This is a genomic window from Ruegeria sp. SATB027, assembly GCF_059613825.1.
In genome coordinates this window covers 1-18,852 of sequence record NZ_JBXWTH010000046.1, presented here as the reverse complement: position 1 = coordinate 18,852, position 18,852 = coordinate 1, and the positions used below count along the sequence as shown (strand labels likewise).

Annotated in this window: 18 protein-coding genes and 1 pseudogene; 17 read left to right on the top strand and 2 right to left on the bottom strand. The window is 55.4% G+C overall.

Annotated elements, in window-relative coordinates; translation table 11 throughout:
* The first annotated feature begins 35 nt into the window (after positions 1-35).
* Genes urtB through urtE form a run of 4 tightly spaced genes read left to right on the top strand, consistent with a single transcriptional unit; the run spans position 36 to position 4,657 of the window.
* Positions 36-1,988: an urea ABC transporter permease subunit UrtB gene (gene urtB / locus AC2FPW_RS13545; protein WP_480623722.1), complete on the top strand. Its 1,953-nt coding sequence runs from the start codon at positions 36-38 to the stop codon at positions 1,986-1,988.
* 3 nt (positions 1,989-1,991) lie between these two features.
* Positions 1,992-3,221, top strand: coding sequence for an urea ABC transporter permease subunit UrtC (gene urtC / locus AC2FPW_RS13540; RefSeq protein ID WP_209504403.1), 1,230 nt, complete (start codon positions 1,992-1,994; stop codon positions 3,219-3,221).
* On the top strand, positions 3,218-3,958 hold the full coding sequence (gene urtD, locus AC2FPW_RS13535; protein WP_496814124.1) for an urea ABC transporter ATP-binding protein UrtD: 741 nt from the start codon (positions 3,218-3,220) through the stop codon (positions 3,956-3,958). The genes urtC and urtD overlap by 4 nt, the downstream gene beginning before the upstream one ends.
* Positions 3,959-3,961: 3 nt before the next feature.
* Complete coding sequence (gene urtE / locus AC2FPW_RS13530; RefSeq protein WP_496814123.1) at positions 3,962-4,657, top strand: urea ABC transporter ATP-binding subunit UrtE; 696 nt, start codon at positions 3,962-3,964, stop codon at positions 4,655-4,657.
* A gap of 129 nt (positions 4,658-4,786) precedes the next feature.
* Here urtE and AC2FPW_RS13525 read toward each other — a convergent pair.
* Positions 4,787-5,722, bottom strand: a pseudogene (locus tag AC2FPW_RS13525) (IS5 family transposase).
* A gap of 219 nt (positions 5,723-5,941) precedes the next feature.
* Here AC2FPW_RS13525 and AC2FPW_RS13520 point away from each other — a divergent pair.
* From AC2FPW_RS13520 to AC2FPW_RS13475, 10 genes are all read left to right on the top strand, one after another.
* On the top strand, positions 5,942-7,261 hold the full coding sequence (locus AC2FPW_RS13520; protein WP_496814122.1) for an ABC transporter substrate-binding protein: 1,320 nt from the start codon (positions 5,942-5,944) through the stop codon (positions 7,259-7,261).
* A 79-nt stretch (positions 7,262-7,340) separates the two neighbouring features.
* Positions 7,341-8,288, top strand: a complete 948-nt coding sequence (locus AC2FPW_RS13515; RefSeq protein ID WP_170332156.1) for a carbohydrate ABC transporter permease — start codon at positions 7,341-7,343, stop codon at positions 8,286-8,288.
* Entirely contained in the window at positions 8,285-9,223 is a 939-nt protein-coding gene (locus AC2FPW_RS13510; RefSeq protein WP_010442361.1) for a carbohydrate ABC transporter permease, read from the top strand. Before AC2FPW_RS13515 ends, AC2FPW_RS13510 begins: the two co-directional genes overlap by 4 nt.
* Entirely contained in the window at positions 9,220-9,408 is a 189-nt protein-coding gene (locus tag AC2FPW_RS13505; RefSeq protein WP_209504399.1) for a hypothetical protein, read from the top strand. Before AC2FPW_RS13510 ends, AC2FPW_RS13505 begins: the two co-directional genes overlap by 4 nt.
* A gap of 2 nt (positions 9,409-9,410) precedes the next feature.
* Positions 9,411-10,508: an ABC transporter ATP-binding protein gene (locus AC2FPW_RS13500; protein ID WP_496814121.1), complete on the top strand. Its 1,098-nt coding sequence runs from the start codon at positions 9,411-9,413 to the stop codon at positions 10,506-10,508.
* A complete protein-coding gene (locus tag AC2FPW_RS13495; RefSeq protein ID WP_496814120.1) occupies positions 10,501-11,493 on the top strand; it encodes an ABC transporter ATP-binding protein in 993 nt (330 codons plus the stop codon). The genes AC2FPW_RS13500 and AC2FPW_RS13495 overlap by 8 nt, the downstream gene beginning before the upstream one ends.
* A gap of 11 nt (positions 11,494-11,504) precedes the next feature.
* Positions 11,505-13,127, top strand: a complete 1,623-nt coding sequence (locus AC2FPW_RS13490) for a dihydroxyacetone kinase subunit DhaK (RefSeq protein WP_496814118.1) — start codon at positions 11,505-11,507, stop codon at positions 13,125-13,127.
* Between the two features lie 7 nt (positions 13,128-13,134).
* Positions 13,135-14,193 carry a LacI family DNA-binding transcriptional regulator gene (locus tag AC2FPW_RS13485; protein WP_209504395.1) on the top strand — a complete coding sequence of 353 codons (1,059 nt, stop codon included), beginning with the start codon at positions 13,135-13,137 and terminating at the stop codon, positions 14,191-14,193.
* Between the two features lie 27 nt (positions 14,194-14,220).
* Positions 14,221-15,276 carry a sugar phosphate isomerase/epimerase family protein gene (locus tag AC2FPW_RS13480; protein WP_496814116.1) on the top strand — a complete coding sequence of 352 codons (1,056 nt, stop codon included), beginning with the start codon at positions 14,221-14,223 and terminating at the stop codon, positions 15,274-15,276.
* Positions 15,276-16,430 carry a Gfo/Idh/MocA family protein gene (locus AC2FPW_RS13475; protein ID WP_209504393.1) on the top strand — a complete coding sequence of 385 codons (1,155 nt, stop codon included), beginning with the start codon at positions 15,276-15,278 and terminating at the stop codon, positions 16,428-16,430. The genes AC2FPW_RS13480 and AC2FPW_RS13475 overlap by 1 nt, the downstream gene beginning before the upstream one ends.
* Before the next feature lie 164 nt (positions 16,431-16,594).
* Here AC2FPW_RS13475 and AC2FPW_RS13470 read toward each other — a convergent pair whose 3' ends face one another.
* Positions 16,595-17,473 carry a LysR family transcriptional regulator gene (locus tag AC2FPW_RS13470; protein ID WP_480583304.1) on the bottom strand — a complete coding sequence of 293 codons (879 nt, stop codon included), beginning with the start codon at positions 17,471-17,473 and terminating at the stop codon, positions 16,595-16,597.
* 163 nt (positions 17,474-17,636) lie between these two features.
* Between AC2FPW_RS13470 and AC2FPW_RS13465 the strand changes: the two genes are divergently transcribed.
* The 3 genes from AC2FPW_RS13465 to AC2FPW_RS13455 form a co-directional block, all read left to right on the top strand.
* Positions 17,637-17,900 carry a DUF4242 domain-containing protein gene (locus tag AC2FPW_RS13465; protein ID WP_496814114.1) on the top strand — a complete coding sequence of 88 codons (264 nt, stop codon included), beginning with the start codon at positions 17,637-17,639 and terminating at the stop codon, positions 17,898-17,900.
* A 475-nt stretch (positions 17,901-18,375) separates the two neighbouring features.
* On the top strand, positions 18,376-18,519 hold the full coding sequence (locus tag AC2FPW_RS13460; RefSeq protein WP_496814113.1) for a hypothetical protein: 144 nt from the start codon (positions 18,376-18,378) through the stop codon (positions 18,517-18,519).
* A gap of 55 nt (positions 18,520-18,574) precedes the next feature.
* On the top strand, positions 18,575-18,852 hold a 278-nt coding region (locus tag AC2FPW_RS13455; protein ID WP_496814112.1), incomplete at its 3' end, for a transposase.

Here is an 18,852-nt window from a genome sequence, read left to right as displayed (position 1 = left end):
CCGCCTTGCCCCCAAAGACACTCGGGTTTCACCACATGTTACGACTTTTCCTTGCGGGCCTCGCAATTCTATGCGCCCACCTGACCGCCAACGCGCAAGAGGCCGGTCTGCAACCGATCCTGCAAGAGCATCAGGAGATCATCGCCAAAAGCTCACGCAAGACAATCGGGCCCGCGATTGATGCGATTGCCAGCAGCGGGTTGCCGCAAGCGCAGGTGATGCTTGAGACATGGGCCGCCAAGGACGTGTGGATGCGCAAGTCGGACGGCCTGTTCTTTGCAGGCAAAAAGGTCGAAGGCCGGTCGTATGAGCTTACCGATTTCGATACTGGCGAGGTCGTTGGTATTTTCGAGAAATCCAACCTGAAGCAGTTGAAGCCCAATAGCGGCATCCGCGCGATGATTGGCACGGCTCTGGTGCAGTACCAGCTAACAGATCCGGACCGCGCTCGGCGGCTGGCCGCTTTGCAATCCATCCAACGTGACCCCGAACGTGCTTTGCTGGAGCCCCTACGCGCGTCGATTGCCGATGAAGCTGATGCTGATCTGAAAGCTCACAAACAACGGCTCGAACGATTGCTGACGATTGGATATGACGAAGATACCGCGGCGCGCGTGGCTGCGATTGAGCAGATGTCCGACGATTTGGGCGTGGACGTCCGTGGCGCATTAAATCCACTGATCGCGACGACGCGACAAGCAGCACCGGAACTGCCGTCTAATGTGAATATCGCTGCCGTTTTAGAACCGGGTTCGAGTGATTTGACGCGCGATGAGGCCTATGACTTGCTGGTCACTGGCAATCTGGCGCCCCCACGTTTGTCACGGGATGATATCCGGACAGCTCTTGCGGCCAATATTGACGGGGGTCGCGTTGGTGACATTCCGCTTGCGCAACTGAATACAGATGAAACGCGCGCTCGGGCATATGTAGCCTTGGCAGAGGCAAGGGTCGTTCCCGCCTTGGTAACCGAGGCCGACATAAACACGGCGCTGGCTGAACATGTGTTCATTGATACCTACACGGAACCCTCGCCCGAAGTGACCGCAGCTGCAGTGCAGGCACTTGAACAGATCGAGCTGAAGGTCGGCCTGAACCAGACGCTCGACCTGACACTGGACGCGATCTCATTGGCGTCGATCTATTTCTTGGCAGCCATCGGTCTGGCGATCACCTTCGGCGTGATGGGTGTGATCAACATGGCCCATGGTGAGTTCATCATGATGGGCGCCTATACCGGATACGTGGTGCAGCAGTTCATCCCCGACCACACGCTGTCGATAATCGTCGCCATCCCGATGGCCTTTGCCGTCACCTTCGCGATGGGCGTCGCGATGGAGCGGCTAGTTATCCGCTGGCTCTATGCCCGTCCGCTTGAGACGCTGCTGGCGACCTTTGGCATCTCAATCGCACTGCAACAGCTGGCCAAGAACATTTTTGGCACGCAGGCCCGCCCGCTGACCGCGCCCGGCTGGCTGGATGGGGCGTGGGTGCTGAACGATGTGGTTTCGATCAGTTATATCCGCATCGCGATCTTTGTGCTGGCGACGATCTTTTTGGGACTGTTCCTCTACATTATGAAGCGCACGCGGCTTGGGCTTGAGATGCGCGCGGTGACACAGAACCCACGCATGGCCGGGTCGATGGGTATCAATCCGGGGCGGGTGAATATGCTGACCTTCGGCTTGGGCTCGGGCATCGCCGGGATTGCCGGGGTTGCGATTGGTCTGTTCGCAAAGGTCACGTCCGATCTGGGCAGCGACTATATCGTGCAAAGCTTCATGACCGTGGTTGTTGGCGGCGTCGGAAACATCTGGGGCGCGCTGGCAGGTGCGGGCATGATCGGCTTCCTGCAAAAGGGGATCGAGTGGATGAACCCCTCGAACACCCTCGCCGCGCAAACATACATGATCATCTTCATCATCATTTTCATCCAGTTCCGGCCAAGGGGCATCATTGCCCTCAAAGGTCGTGCGGCGGGGGATTGAGCCATGGAACGCAGCTTTGTCGCCAAAAACCCATCGGTACTGGTCTTTCTGGCCATCCTCTCCCTGTTCACTTTGGGCGTCACCGTCCTGTCCGAAGGGTTCGGGATTGGCGTGATCTCGACCAGCTTTGTCAAAACGCTGGGCAAGACACTGTGCCTTTGCCTGATCGCTGTGGCCATGGATTTGGTCTGGGGATTTACGGGCATCCTGTCCCTCGGCCATTTCGCGTTCTTCGGGCTGGGCGGCTACATGATCGGCATGTGGCTGATGTATGAACGTACCCGCCTGATCGTGGTGGAGTCGCTCTCCCAAGCCGACATTCCGCCAACATCGGCCGAGGTCGTGGATGCCATCGGCACGCAAATCTTCGGCGTCGTCGGATCGTCCGAATTCCCGCTGATTTGGGCCTTTTCGGACAGCCTGTTCCTGCAACTGGCGCTGGTCGTGCTGGTGCCGGGCCTTCTGGCACTGATCTTTGGTTGGCTGGCGTTCCGCAGCCGGGTCACGGGTGTCTACCTGTCGATCCTGACCCAAGCCATGACATTGGCACTGGCGCTGTACCTGTTCCAGAACGACAGCGGTATGCGTGGCAACAACGGCCTGTCGGGCCTGCAGAACCTGCCGGGCGTCACGGCCTCGCAGGACTTGGTGTCAATCTGGTTCCTCTGGGCCTCAGCGCTGGCCCTGGGGCTGGGCTACATGCTGGCGGCATGGATCGTGGCGGGCAAGTTCGGCTCGGTTATCCGCGGCATCCGCGATAATGAGGCGCGAGTGCGGTTCCTTGGCTATTCGGTCGAGAATTACAAGCTGGCTGTCTTCACATTGACCGCCTGCATCGCCGCCATCGCGGGCGCGCTGTATTATCCGCAGGCGGGGATCATCAACCCCGAGGAGATGGCCCCCATTGCCTCGATATATCTTGCCGTCTGGGTCGCCATCGGCGGGCGTGGTCGCCTGTATGGAGCGGTCATCGGCGCGGCGTTTGTCAGCCTGCTCAGCACATGGTTCACAGGTGGACAAGCGCCGGACATCCCACTTGGGTTCTACACGATCAAATGGGTCGACTGGTGGCAGGTGCTGCTGGGCGTCTCATTCGTGCTGGTAACCCTGTTCGCACCAAAGGGTATTGGAGGGCTATTCGACCTCTGGACCAACCACCGCGCGCCGCAACGCTACGGTGCCCCGCTTGGACCCGATGAAAGCGCATTGCGCGAAATGGAGGCCTTGGAATGAGCACTCTGCTGGAGGTCAGCGGCGTTTCAGTCACCTTCGACGGGTTCCGCGCCATCAACAACCTGTCCTTCCAGATTGGCAAGGCCGAGCTTCGCGCGGTTATCGGGCCGAACGGGGCAGGTAAAACGACCTTCATGGATATTGTTACCGGCATGACCCGGCCTGACGAGGGCCGGGTAACCTGGGGTGAGAAATCCGTTTCCCTGCTGCGAATGAGCGAGGCCAAGATCGCGCAAGCCGGCATCGGGCGTAAGTTCCAGAAACCCACCGTGTTCGAGGACCAGACCGTGCAGGAAAACCTGCTGATGGCGTTGAAGAATAAACGGGGCTGGCTGGGTGTGCTGTTCTATCGCCCTTCGACGGATCATCTGGAGAAGGTCGAGGAACTGGCCGCTGAGATTGGCCTGTATGGCGAACTGCTCCGCAAATCCGGCGAACTAAGCCACGGACAAAAGCAATGGTTGGAAATCGGGATGCTACTGGCGCAGGAACCACGTCTGTTGCTAGTGGACGAACCCGCCGCCGGGATGACCTCGCAAGAACGCGAACACACAACCGACCTGCTGGTACAGGCCGCCAAGACCCGCGCCGTCGTGGTTGTGGAACATGACATGGAGTTCGTCCGCCGCCTGAATTGTCGGGTCACGGTTCTGCATGAAGGCTCGGTTCTGGCCGAAGGTTCGCTGGATCATGTCACATCAAATCAGGATGTCATCGACGTTTATCTGGGGCGCTAAACAATGCTGAAACTGACCGATCTGACCCTGCATTACGGGCACTCGCAAATCCTCAACTGTATCTCGTTGGAGGCCGCGCGAGGAGAGGTGACTTGCGTGATGGGCACCAATGGTGTGGGCAAGACCAGCCTGATCAAGGCGATCTCGGGCACGCATCCGCGCTCGGGCGGCGATCTGATGCTGAATGACGAGGCCCTGCCGCCTCTGCCAGCCCATCGCATGGCGTGGAAAGGCGTGGCCTATGTGCCGCAGGGGCGCGAGATTTTCCCGTTGCTGACTGTGCGCGAAAATCTGGAAACCGGTTTTGCCTGCCTGGCAGCAAGCGAACATTTCGTTCCGGACGAGATCTTCGATATGTTCCCGGTGCTGAAGAAAATGCAGAACCGGCGCGGGGGTGATCTGTCGGGTGGCCAGCAACAGCAACTTGCCATCGCCCGGGCGCTGATCACCAAGCCTCAACTTTTGCTGCTGGACGAACCAACCGAAGGCATTCAGCCCAACATCATCCAGCAGATCGGTGAAGTAATTCGCCACCTCCGAACCAAAGGAGAGATGGCCATCATTCTGGTCGAGCAGTATTTCGATTTCGCCTATGATCTTGCCGACAAGTTCATCGTCCTGCGGCGCGGCGCGGTCCTGATGCAAGGCACGCGGGACGAGCTGTCGCGGGAACAGGTTCTGCAAGGCGTAACGGTTTGACATTCATAAAGGAACCAGCCTATTGAGCGGCGAGAAGCTTCAGGGTTTAAGGGGCGCAATTTAGCGCTCCAGCTAGGCTTTGTTGCGCGAAGAGCCTGAAGCCCGGACTTCCCTTTTCCCCGGACGTACTTATCCTGTGGGCTCTGTGACCGGTATGCCGAGCGCGGTGTAGCTGTTCAGGACGGCTGCACGGATTGGGAGTTCGGCGACTGGACGCTCGAAGTCGCGCGCCATGAGGCTCTGCCCCAACAGCTTCACGCAGTGCATCTTCGTTTCGGCGCGACTGCGGCGGTGGTATCCGCTCCAATTTCGCCGGATGGCACGGCCAAGGTATTTCGAGGCGCACAGCGCCTCGTTACGGGCGATAGCGCCTGCTGTCGATGGCTTTCGCGGTTTTGCGTTCTTGCGCGGCGGGATAACGGCGTGGGCACCCCGGTTTGCGATGGCATCGTGGCATTTGCGCGTGTCATACGCCCCGTCTGCGGTGACCGAGGCGATCTCGACATCGACCGGGATCTGGCTGAGTAGTTCAGGCAGCATGGGCGCATCACCGATGTTGTTACCGGTGATTTCGATGGCGCGGATCTCCAGCGTCTGTTCGTCAACGCCGATGTGGATCTTGCGCCAGAGACGGCGTTTCGCGCGGCCATGCTTGCGGGCATGCCATTCGCCTTGGCCCTCCGCCTTGAAGCCGGTGCTGTCGATCAGAAGGTTCAGGGAACCTTGCTAGCCGCGATAGGGTATGGAAACCGCCAGGGTCTTCTGGCGCCTGCTCAGCGTGCTGAAATCCGGCACCGACCAGTCGAGGCCGACCAGGCGCAGCAGGCTCTCCACGAAGTCCGTGGTCTGCCTGAGGGCCATGCCGAAGAGGACCTTCATCGTCGTCAGGCATGTCTGAATCGCAGCGCCGCTATACTGCGGCTGCCGGCCTTGCTTACCGGTCGGCGGTGGCACCCAAACCATGTCCGGATCAAATCAGATCGCCAGGGAGCCACGTTGCTTGAGGGCTTCATTGTAGGCTGGCCAGTTCTTGGACTTGTAGCTCGGCGGGATAGGTCTGCTCATGCAGTCCAGCTACCACGCTGGATTCACGAGATGAATCCCTCACCCAACCTTTGCGCAACAAAGCCAATCAACAGCTAAAAGAATATCTGACGGCCTCTTCTGACAGTTTGAGGTACGAACCTCAAAAAAATCTGGACATGAGGTGCGTACCTCAAATAGCCTTGGAAGTATGCCGCGATTCGCACATCCTCGATTGACGGCGCAAAAAGGGAGGAATGGATGACTTACACAAAACTGGCCTCGGCCAGCGCAATAGTCTTTGCCGCTACTACTCTTTCTACCAAGGCAAATGCTGAAGATCTGACGCTATGTTGGGCTGCATGGGACCCGGCCAACGCGCTTGTCGAACTATCAAAAGAATTCGAAGCAGAATCCGGCCACACGATGAACTTCGAATTTGTTCCCTGGCCAAATTTTGCGGACCGGATGCTGAATGAGCTGAATTCCGGTGGTAAGCTCTGCGATCTGCTTATTGGTGACAGCCAATGGATCGGCGGTGGCGCTGAAAATGGCCACTATGTCAAACTGAACGACTTCTTCGATGCTGAAGGCATCAGCATGGACGATTTCGCGCCGGCCACTGTCTACGCCTATTCAACTTGGCCCAAGGGCACACCCAATTACTATGCCCTGCCTGCGATGGGCGATGCGAATGGCTGGTTCTATCGCAAGGACTGGTTCGAAAATCCTGAAATCCAAGCCGCATACAAAGAAGCAACTGGTCAGGATTTACGTGAGCCTGAATCTCAGAAAGAACTATTACAGATCGCCCAGTTCTTTCAGGGTCGTGAGATCGACGGCAAGACAGTCTACGGCGCAGCTATCTTTACCGAGCGCGGCTCGGAAGGGATCACCATGGGTGTGACCGGAGCACTGTATCCTTGGGGCTTTAAATACGAAAACACCCCGGGCTCATATGACATGGAAGGCGCCGTAAACTCACCCGAAGCGGTAGAGGCGCTGGAATTCTATAAGGAATTCTACGAAACGGCGACGCCTCCGGGATATACCAACTCTTACATGGGTGAGAGCTTGGACGCCTTCAAGTCCGGTCAGGTCGCCATGGCCATGAACTGGTTTGCGTTCTTCCCAGGTCTCTATGCTGACCCCAATACCGGCGGTGACAAGATCGACTTCTTTGTGAACCCACCGCAAAATCAGGCAGGTTCGACACTGGGCGGACAAGGTATCTCTGTTGTCAGCTACTCTGACAAACAGGACGCTGCACTTGAGTACATCAAGTGGTTCGCACAGCCTGAAGTGCAGGCCAAGTGGTGGGAGCTAGGCGGCTACTCGGCGCATAACTCAGTGCTGGAAGATCCTGGTTTCGTGGACAGCCAACCGTTTGCCGGTGACTTCCTGGAAGCAATGGCTGGGGTTCAGGATTTCTGGCAAGAGCCTGCCTATGCAGAACTCCTGCTGGCCATGCAGAAACGCATCCACGACTACGTCGTTGCTGATCAAGGTACAGCTCAAGAAGCGCTTAATCTTTTGATCGAAGATTGGACTGAAGTCTTCGAAGACGAAGGCAAGCTGTAGTCCGGACACAGGCAGGAGCGGGCGCAATCCCGCTCCACCTTCACCCGTGAGTCCTAAACCAACAAGAACTGGCAAAGAGATGTCTGACCGGACCGTAGATCGCGTTGCCCAGGCAACGCCCGAGCGAGTTGCGCGAAAAATCCGAGGGTTATCCGACCGCGCGATCGCCTGGATATTCATCTCCCCGACGATTTTTCTATTGCTGGCGATCAACATCTTTCCGTTGATCTGGACCATCCAACTGAGCTTTACCAACTACAAGGCCAACCGGATCGGGCGCGAAGTCAAAGATGTCGGGCTCAGGAATTACGAGCGTATTCTGACAGACTCGGACACCTGGCTAAATATGCAGGCGACGGCGCACTTCCTGTTCTGGACGATCTTTTTCCAGGTCTTGATCGGGTTTACTTTGGCCTGGTTGATCAACAAGAAATTCAAGGGCAACGATCTTTGGACCACGATCATCGTGCTGCCGATGATGCTGTCTCCTGCAGTCGTCGGGAACTTCTGGAAGTTCCTGTATCAACCTCAAATCGGGCTGTTTAACTACATCGTGTCATGGTTCACAGGCAAAGACCCATCGAGCTTTGAAATGCTGGGATCCGTTACTTTGGCCCCTTGGGCGATCGTGATTGTCGACACCTGGATGTGGACCCCCTTCGTGATGCTAATCTGTCTGGCCGGGCTGCGCAGCATTCCCGATTACATCTACGAGGCGGCTGAGATCGACAGGGCCAGCAAGCTGCGGCAGTTCTTTACGATCACCATCCCGATGGTCCTGCCGTTCCTGATGCTTGCCGTGCTGTTTCGAGGGATCGAGAACTTCAAGATGTTCGACCTGGTGGTTCAGCTAACCGGCGGAGGGCCCGGTTCTGTAACGGAACTCACCTCAATCAATCTCAAGCGGGAGGCGTTTGAGAAGTGGCGTACGGGCTACGCCTCGGCCTATGCGATCATCCTTTTCGTCACCGTGTTCGGCCTTGCGTCGATCTACGTCAAAGCCTTGAACAAGGTGAAACAGAGATGAGCAGTTTTTCCGTAACCGAACCTTCGAACCGTTCCAAGTGGATCGCCGGTTTTCTGGTCATCACTTATGCGCTGATCACGATGATCCCGCTGGTTTGGATTTTACTGACAGGCTTCAAGTCTCCAGCCGATGCGATCAGCTACCCACCCAAAGTGGTCTTTGACCCAACGCTTGAAGGGTATGTAAATCTCTTCACCACGCGCACGCGGCAGACGCAGGAGTTTTTGGAAGCGAACCCGCCGCAGAACTGGGCCGATGAGATCGTCCGCCAATACGACATGGTGATTGTCGGGCCATCAAAGTTTGGCGAGCGCTTTATGAATTCGGTTATCATCGGATTTGGCTCGACGTTCTTGAGTATCTTCCTTGGTACGCTGGCCGCCTATGCGTTCAGCAGGTTCAAGGTCCCGCTCAAGGACGACCTTTTGTTCTTTATCCTGAGTACAAGGATGATGCCACCGGTCGCTGTCGCCATCCCAATCTTCCTGATGTTCAGAAACCTTGGATTAAGCGACACGCATCTGGGGATGATCCTGCTGTATACGGGCGTGAATATTTCCTTGGCGGTCTGGTTGCTAAAAGGCTTCATCGACGAAATCCCAAGAGAGTACGAAGAAGCCGCGCTCATAGATGGCTACACGAGGTTTCAGGCGTTTTACAAAGTGGTGCTGCCGCAAGCCGCGACCGGCATAGCCTCAACAGCTATCTTTTGCCTGATCTTCGCCTGGAATGAGTACGCGTTTGCCGTGCTGCTGACATCCGCGAACGCGCAGACTGCACCACCGTTCATCCCAACCATTATCGGTATTGGCGGCCTGGACTGGCCTGCAGTGGCGGCAGGTGCCACGATCTTCCTGATCCCTGTCATGATTTTCACCATCCTGATGCGCAAACACCTGCTGCGTGGGATCACATTCGGAGCCGTGCGCAAATGAGCGAGTTTCTTACCGGATTGATGCGTTTTCGCCGGGGCCCATGGGAGATGATCGCGACCATCCTCATCGCTCTGGGTGTCTTCATGCTTATGCAGCCCTTTGTCCTTTGGGCCTTCACATATTCTTTCATCGTCACGCTGATCGGAACCGTCATGTTCATCATCGTCAGCCATTTCCCGGAGTAGAAATGGCCCAGATCGTAGTTAAAAACGTAAAGAAGATGTTCGGCGATTTCACGGCTGTCCGCGAAAGCTCGTTCACGATTGAGGACGGTGAGTTCTTCATGTTGCTAGGGCCATCCGGCTGCGGAAAGACGACGACGCTGCGGATGATCGCAGGCTTGGAACTTCCGACGTCGGGTGAAATCTACCTGGACGGCGAGGAGATCAGCCAGCGCCCCCCATCGGAGCGAGACATTGCCTTCGTGTTCCAGATGTTTGCGCTGTATCCGCACATGAACGTGCGAAAAAATATCAGCTACCCCCTGATATCGCAGGGCATGCCGCGTGCTGCTGTCAAAGCCAAAGTAGAAGAAGTCGCGGGAATTCTGGGGATCAAGGACATCCTCGATAGCCCGGTAGGTGGGTTGTCAGGCGGCGATAGGCAGCGCGTGGCGCTTGGACGCGCGATTGTTCGCGAACCCAAGGCGTTCATGATGGACGAACCTCTTGGTGCCCTGGATGCCGAATTTCGTGAGCACATGGCCGAAGAACTGCGCGCGCTTCATGATCGCATGGGGGCGACCACTGTTTACGTCACACATGATCAGCTGGAAGCCATGCAAATGGGGGACAAGATCGTGGTGATGAACAACGCTGTGATCGAGCAATTCGGCACACCTCAGGAAATCTACGACAAACCAGCTACGATGTTCGTTGCAGATTTTATCGGGTCTCCTTCGATGAACTTCCTGCCGTTTCAGGGAAAGGTCGCGCCTGGCTCGGAAACGGTGCGACTGAATGGTCACGACGAAGCCGTACCCACACTGTTGGAAGGGGCGGAAGGTGACTTGGTTTTCGGTGTTCGCCCTGAGCATGTTCTTCTGTCGGATGCCAGCGCCTACCGAGCCAAGGTCCTGGCCGCAGAATATCTTGGAACCACCCAGATCGTGACGCTGCAAAGCCCGAACGGAGAGCTGAAAGCCCGCATTGATGCGCGCGAAACCCTTAACCCCGGCGAGACGGTTGGCTTGAAGTTCCGCTCATCCGCAGTGACCCTTTTCGAAAATTCTACCGGACGCGCGTTGAGGTCCGCTCTGAACGACGAGGTACTAAGCAATGGCTGAAGTCGTTCTGGAAAACATTTCGAAGTCATTCGGCGAAATCAAAGCGGTGGATGATATCTCAATGACGATCCTCAACGGTGCCTTTGTGGTTTTGTTGGGTCCGACGGGCGCGGGAAAAACAACGACGCTGAGATTGATATCCGGGCTTGAGAAACTGGATTCCGGAACGGTGCGCATTGCCGGGCGTGACGTTGGGATAGATACACCTGCCCAGCGTGATGTGGCGATGGTCTTCCAGCAATACTCGCTGTACCCCCATATGACGGTGCGTGAGAACCTGTCCTTCCCTCTGAGGTCACCGATCCTGAAGACGCCAGAGGATGAGATCGCCAGGAAGGTCAACGAAGTCTCGGAGATCCTGCAGATCCCGCACAAGCTGGACAACAAAGCCACTGAACTGTCTGGCGGCGAAATGCAGCGCGTTTCAATTGGACGGGCACTGGTGCGCGATCCCCAGATTTTCCTGATGGACGAACCGCTCAGCTCTTTGGACGCCAAGCTTCGGGCGGATTTGCGGGTCGAACTGAAAAGGATTCAGGCCGATCTGGGATCAACCTTGCTTTACGTGACCCACGATCAGGTCGAAGCCATGACAATGGCTACGCATATCGGCGTTTTAGAGAACGGCCGGTTGGTTCAATACGGGACACCCCGGGATATCTACGAAAACCCGGGCAGTGTTTACGTTGCCAGCAGGTTGGGTCTGCCGCGAATCAACATCCTGCCGTCCGAGTTGTTCGGAGGCGATCACAAAGGACCACAGATTGGTCTTCGCCCGGAAAACATCATTGAAGGCGAGGGCAGTGAAGCGCGTGTCATACGTGCCGAACATCTGGGCGACCAAACACGGCTGCACCTGGACCTGAATGGCCACCCGGTTGTCACCCTGATTGATGTTCATCAGGATTACCCCTCTGGAAAAATTATAAAAATTCGCCCCCATAACCCGTTGTATTTTGACGCGTCTGGCGCGCGCGTGAATTAAGGAGCAAAAGCATGGCCCAGTTCCTCAACACAAAAGAAACCCTGGTAACCGAGGCGATAGATGGCCTTTTGGCTTCCTCAGGCGGGCAGCTTACACGGCTGGACGGATACCCGCATATCAAGGTTGTCTACCGGTCGGATTGGGACAAGTCGAAAGTCGCCTTGGTTTCTGGCGGAGGGTCTGGTCACGAGCCCGCCCATACAGGTTTCGTTGGCGCCGGTATGTTGACAGCCGCGGTCTGCGGCGAAGTTTTCGCCTCACCCTCGGTCGAGGCAGTTCTGGCGGGCATTCTTGCGGTCACGGGTGAGGCCGGGTGCCTGCTTATCGTCAAAAATTACACCGGTGATCGATTGAATTTTGGACTGGCGGCTGAACGCGCCCGTGCATTGGGCCGCAAAGTAGAGATGGTCGTAGTTGATGATGACATCGCCTTGCCCGACCTTCCGCAACCACGTGGCGTGGCAGGTACGTTATTGGTGCACAAAATTGCCGGAGCGCTTGCTGAAGGGGGTGCCGATCTGGACACCGTTACCAAAGCAGCAAGAAGTACCATAGCAAAGGTTGTCAGCATCGGAATGAGCTTGGACACCTGCACTGTTCCGGGCTCTCCAAAAGAAGACCGGATTGCCCCTGGCAAAGCGGAACTCGGCTTGGGCATCCACGGCGAGCCCGGTGTACAACAAGTCGAATTTTCAAATGCTGTATCGGCCATGTCCACGGTGGTGGAGAAGCTGAAGCAAAGGGTGGGTGCCGGGCATTGTGTAGCGTTGGTCAACAACCTGGGCTCTACAACTCCTCTGGAAATGGCTGTCCTCACGCATGCGTTGTCCGAAACTGGTATTGCCCACCATATCATTGGCCCGGCACCGATGATGACGTCGCTGGATATGCACGGGTTTTCGGTATCCATTCTGCCTGTGGATCAGGACGAATTGTCAGCTCTTGAAGCACCTGTTGATCTGGCCGCATGGCCCGGCGTCAATTCCATCGACCCGATCAAAGTAGCCCCGTTGCCTGATGGCCTGACACCAATCGATCCAATCCCTTCGAACAATCCCACCACGAGGGAAACGATCACCCGCTTATCTGAGCTGCTCATCAACGCAGAGAAGTCTCTGAACGAGCTGGACGCGAAGTCCGGAGATGGCGATACAGGAAGCACACTGGCCACCGCCGCAAGAGCATTGCAAGGTAGCCTTGACCGCATGCCTCTTGCTGATCTGACGCAACTGTTTCCGGCGTTGGGCAATGAGTTAAGCCAGACAATGGGCGGGTCGTCCGGTGTGATACTCGCAATCTTCTTCAATGCAGCCGGAGATGCCTGTGCAAGCGGGGCTTCGGTATCGAAGTCTCTGGTCGAAGGCCTGAATCGCGTGAGCCAGGTTGGGGGTGCCAAGGTCGGTGACCGGACAATGATTGACGCTCTGGCACCTGCACTTGCCGCCCTCCCGTCTGGACTGACCGATGCGGCCGAGGCTGCCCGCGAAGGCGCGAACAACACCGCGAATATTCGTCGTGCGAAGGCGGGCCGCGCGGCCTATGTTCCCGAAGAAAACCTAGTTGGACATAACGATCCCGGTGCCGAGGCTGTTGCTTTGTTGTTTGAAGGCTTGGCGCGGGAGATTGAGGGCTGAAGAACACGTGGAAGACCAAAAACAAAAACTAGAATTGGTGAAAAAGCCAACCGTCAACGACCTCGCGCGCGTCGCCGGTGTCAGTCTGGCGACTGTTGACCGGGTCTTGAACAGACGCCCCGGTGTGCGGGCCGTTACCGTACAGAAAGTACAAAAGGCAATTGACGAGCTGGGGTATGTGCGCGACACCGCTGCGGCCAACCTTGCGCGAAACCGAGTTTACAACTTCCTCTTTGTTCTGCCGGACACGGACAACGAGTTTGTGGAGGCAATCAGCAGTCAGATCGCAGAACAGTCACGTGACCAATTTATCGAGCGAACTCGCATTGCGATAAAAAAGGTAGCTCCGTTTGAGCCGCAAGATATCGTCAATATTTTGGATGCTGTCGCCAGTTCGGATGTTGATGGCGTTGCCGTTTTTGGGCCCGAAACGCCTTCTGTTCGTGATGCTGTAAAAAGGCTCAGGGACAAAGGCGTTCCGGTGGTTGCGTTGGTGTCTGACTTGCCGAGTTCTGAGCGAGACCACTTTGTAGGAATTGATAACGTTTCGGCAGGGCGAACCGCAGCTCAGCTGATGGGACGATTTGTGCATCGTGACGGCAAGGTTTTGGTACTTACAGGATCCCGTTTGGCACGTGACCACCTAGAGCGCCGTCAAGGCTTTGATCTAGTTGTAGCTGAGGAATTTCCACACCTCGAAGTCGTAGCGTCTGTCGAGGGCCGGGATGACCCGGATCTGATTTACAAGATGATGCCCGAGATCTTTGAAACCTACCCGGATCTGGTTGGAATTTATTCCTCCGCAGCAGGCAATGCAGGACTGATTCAATTTCTTTCAGAAAACAAGCTCAGCAAAGATCTGGTGATCATAGCTCATGAGCTTACTCCGCTTAGTCGTGAGGCGCTTACGCTCGGTACATTTGACGCTCTTATCTCGCAAGACACTGGGCACATTGTTCGTTCAGCCGTCCGTCTGCTGCGTGCAACTTCAGACAAAGTGCCATTCAACAAAGCCCAGGAACGTATCCGTATCGACATCTATCTGAAGGAAAATTTACCGCCATAGAGACTCAGGTTTTGGGGAGGAAATTCAATGAAGACAATCAAAGGTCCAGCTTTGTTTCTTGCACAATTTGCCGGGGACGAAGCGCCGTTCAATTCGTGGGGCGCGATCACTAAATGGGCGGCTGACTGTGGATACAATGGCGTTCAGGTTCCCAGTTGGGATGGCCGGTTGTTCGACCTCGAACAGGCCGCATCCAGCGTCGGTTACTGCGATGAGTTCAAAGGCAAGGCCCAAGAAAATGGCGTCGAAGTCACCGAGCTTTCAACGCATCTTCAGGGTCAGCTTGTTGCCGTTCACCCAGCCTATGACAGTGCGTTTGATGGCTTTGCAGCGGAAAGCGTCAGAGGAAACCCTAAAGCCTGTCAAGAATGGGCCGTAGACCAGGTCAACAAAGCGCTATCCGCTTCGAAAAATTTAGGCATTTCGGCACATGCGACATTCTCAGGCGCGTTGGCATGGCCATATGTCTATCCTTGGCCGCAGCGCCCTGCCGGTTTGATTGAAACGGCATTTGATGAGCTTGCGCGCCGTTGGGTGCCCATCCTGAATCACGCCGATGAATGCGGTGTCGATGTCTGCTACGAAATCCACCCCGGAGAGGACCTCCACGATGGTGTGACCTACGAGATGTTTCTCGAGCGGACAGGCAATCACCCACGGGCCTGCATGCTATACGACCCGTCGCATTACGTGCTGCAATGCCTCGACTATCTGGACAACATCGACATCTACAAAGATCGAATTCGGATGTTCCATGTCAAAGATGCCGAGTTCAACCCGACTGGGCGGCAAGGTGTTTATTCCGGGTATCAAAGCTGGGTAGATCGGGCCGGGCGGTTCCGCTCATTGGGCGATGGTCAGGTGGATTTCGGTGCAGTTTTCTCAAAAATGGCCGCGAATGACTTTGATGGCTGGGCTGTGGTCGAATGGGAATGCTGCCTCAAACACCCCGAGGATGGAGCGCGTGAAGGTGCTCAATTTGTGTCAGATCACATCATCCGTGTGACCGAGAAAGCCTTTGATGATTTCGCCGACGGTGGCGCTGACGAAGCCGCCAATCGTAAAATGCTGGGGATTGAGTGATGGTCACAGGACGCAGTGAAGAAACCTCAGGACGCATTCGCCTTGGCATGGTTGGCGGCGGAAACGACGCCTTCATAGGGGGTGTTCATCGCATCGCCGCGCGATTGGACGACAAGTTCGAGCTGGTTGCCGGTGCTTTGTCTTCGACGCCAGAGAAATCTCTTGAAAGTGGTCAGGCATTGGGGCTCGAACGGGTCTATGAAGACTTCAAACAAATGGCGATTAGGGAAGCCCGACTGAAATCTGGGATCGAGGCAGTCTCAATTGTCACGCCAAATCACGTTCATTATGCAGCCGCACGTGAGTTCCTGAAACGCGGTATTCATGTAATTTGTGACAAGCCACTCACCTCGACCCTTGCCGATGCGAAAAAGCTGGTCAAAGCAACAGAAAGTGCGAATGCCCTATTCATTTTGACCCACAATTACACAGGCTATCCAATGGTTCGGCAGGCGCGTGAAATGGTTGCCAACGGCGACATTGGCAAGATCCGCGTGGTTCAGGTTGAATACCCACAGGATTGGCTGACCGAGCAGCAGGATTTCAAACAGGCGGAATGGCGAACCGATCCCGAACGCTCGGGCGCGGGTGGATCAACCGGTGACATCGGAACTCATGCATACAACCTTGCCTGCTTCGTGACCGGGCTAAAAGCGGAAAGCCTTGCGGCAGACTTGCAGGCCTTTGTGCTGGGGCGCAAAGTCGATGACAACGCCCACGTCTTACTTCGCTTCAAAGGCGGAGCGCGCGGTATGCTGTGGTCTTCTCAGGTGGCTCCCGGCAACGAAAACGCACTTCGTTTGCGCGTCTATGGCGAAAAAGGTGGGTTGGAGTGGGCTCAGGAAGATCCCAATTACCTGTGGTTCACGCCATACAACGAACCAAAGCGTCTAATCACACGAAATGGAGCTAGTGCTGCTGATGCGGCCAACCGGTTGAGTAGAGTTCCTCCGGGACATCCCGAGGGATATCTTGAGGGGTTCGCGAATATCTATGGAGAGGCTGCTGAAGCGATCCAAGCTTTCCGAAATGGTATTTCACCTGACGCTTCGGTTGTTTATCCAACAGTCTATGACGGGCTCAATGGCGTTAAATTTGTGGCCGCGTGCGTGCAAAGCTCTTCAAGGAATGCGGCTTGGATCGACTTAGCTTAGAATCTGGTTGTGGGCATAGGGCAGACGGGGGTTGTCACGTTAACTTGCCGTTTGATGAAAGTGTCGCAAACTCTTGGAACGACCAAAGGAAAATACGAGCGAAAAACTCTAACTACAAACGGCAGGAAAATCGGGTTTCAGGGCAGGCCCAATACCAAAGTTTCTTATCCCGGCCATGCAAAAGTCTGCGAAGACCTCATCAGCGCATCGAGAGCCGGCGAGTATTTTCGGCCAGGGACTGTAAAGGCCGCGATAGTTCTTGAAACTTCTGGCTCCACAAGCGGGCGCTGCAACAAGCCCGGCAAAGTAACCGAATACTCAGGCATGAAAGCAAAACCAATGCCTGCAGCAACCATTGCTTGTACCCAATCTTCGCGCTCAGAACGGAAGCGAGCGTAAAGTTCCACTCCTTTTGACTGACAAACGGACATTACCATCTCGCGCAACTCGCAAGCCAAACGATCTACATAGTTTTCTCGAGATAAATCTTGGAGCGAAATTGAGTTTAGTTGTCCAAGGCGGTGCTCCGGCGGAAAAACAACCACATATCTTTCGACGTAAAGTGGTCTAGCCCTAAACTCTTCTTCCAGTTCTTCAGTCAGCGTCATCAAAGCGACATCGATATCACCATCAGAAAGTTTTTTCTTGAGATCCGACGCGCTTGCTTCATTGACTGACAACTCCAAGCCGCTGTGGTTTTTCTCGAATTGAGCCAGAAACCGTGCAAGGCGAACGTGCCCAATTGTTGAAAGGACACCTAAGCGCAACGGCACCTTTTCAAGCAAACGAAAATTCTGAGCCAGCGCTTGTGTAGCTTCTGCTTCGTCAACGATGTGCTGTAGATGCGGCAGCATTGACTTTCCAAAGTCGCTGACCAAAATTTTCCGGCCTTCCCGATGAAAAACCTGTGCTCCAAGTTCGGTCTCTAATGACTTGACGCCCTTGGTAAGCGCTGGTTGGCTTACATTGCATTCTGCGGCAGCTTTGGTGAAATTCAGATGCTTTGCGGCAGATAAGACATATCTAATCTGAGACATCTCCATATTGGGGCACCTCGTCACTGATGGCGAAAGACAATCACAACGCAGGATACACCGTTTTATCCAAACCTGGAGTTATTAAGTCATAAGGCATCGATAGTTCCCCGAGCCGACGCTCCATAGTGTAATAGATGCACTGGTTTTGATTGTTCGGAAAGGGAACGAGATGTCTGTTTTTATGGTCGAAAGAAACCTCAAGGGTATCACCATGGATGACTTGGGTGCTGCTCAAAAAGCCGCGATAGCAACAGCACAGAAAATGACAGCAGATGGCGACAAAATCAGCTATGTTCGTTCAACATTTGCTCCCGAAGACGGGCGCTGCATGTGCTTGTTTGATGGTAAAAGTGCCGATCAAGTTCGTCGATTGAATGATACCGCCGGACTTCCTTACGACAAGGTCGTGGCGGCAATGGATCTTACCCCGTGACGACTTCTGAGCTTTGGAGTTGTGATTGGGCCCTGAGTACGTGCTCTAGGGCCCTCAGCAATGGTTGAACAGTTTGCAGAGAAATGCAGGTTCGTCCACAGAACGTGAGTTCAATCATCTCCAGATTTAGCACGCGCGGTGAATGGCCTGTCTGGCGAGCAGCGGCGCAGCATCCAGACCAGACGGCCAAAGGCAGCAAAGGGCCGTACTTGCATCGCATAGCGACCCCGATCGCGAACGTACTGCACCGCATCCGAGTTCAGCCTCGAGCCCTTTCCACCATTTGGTTGACGAGTAATCTCGCAGACGATAGCCAGTGTTCTATGGTAAACACTACGATCATCGCAATGACTTGGTGGCTGGCCTCCTGACAGGGTGGCCGGATGACCAAACGTATTCCGAGGCCGCCGCATGGGCGGCCTTTTGTTTTCCGAGCTTCCCGATGCGCCCTATCCCGTTTCATGAGAAGACACAAATGAACAGACCAACCATTCTGACAGGTGACCGCACCACGGGACCGCTTCACATCGGGCACTATGCAGGCTCGCTTGCAAACCGGCTGCGCTATCAGGACAGCCATGAACAACTCCTGCTGCTGGCGGATACCCAAGTGACCTGAGCCCCTAAAACTCCTCCAATTTTGTGTAGAGTCCGCCCAACTTAAGGACGGACAAATGAAGACGAGATTCACCGACGAACAGATCATTCAGATGATCAAGGAACAGGAAGCTGGCGAGAAGACGGCTGACGTGTGCAGGCGCTATGGGATCAGCCAAGGCACCTTCTACAAGTACAAGTCGAAGTACGGCGGTATGGAACCGTCGGATGCGAAGAAGCTCCGGGCGCTGGAAGCTGAGAACGCGAAGCTTAAGAAGTTTGGACTTCGTCCCTGTTTCCGGACACTGGGGTACTTTACCCCTGTCCATGAAAGGGGCACCGAATGGGACAACAT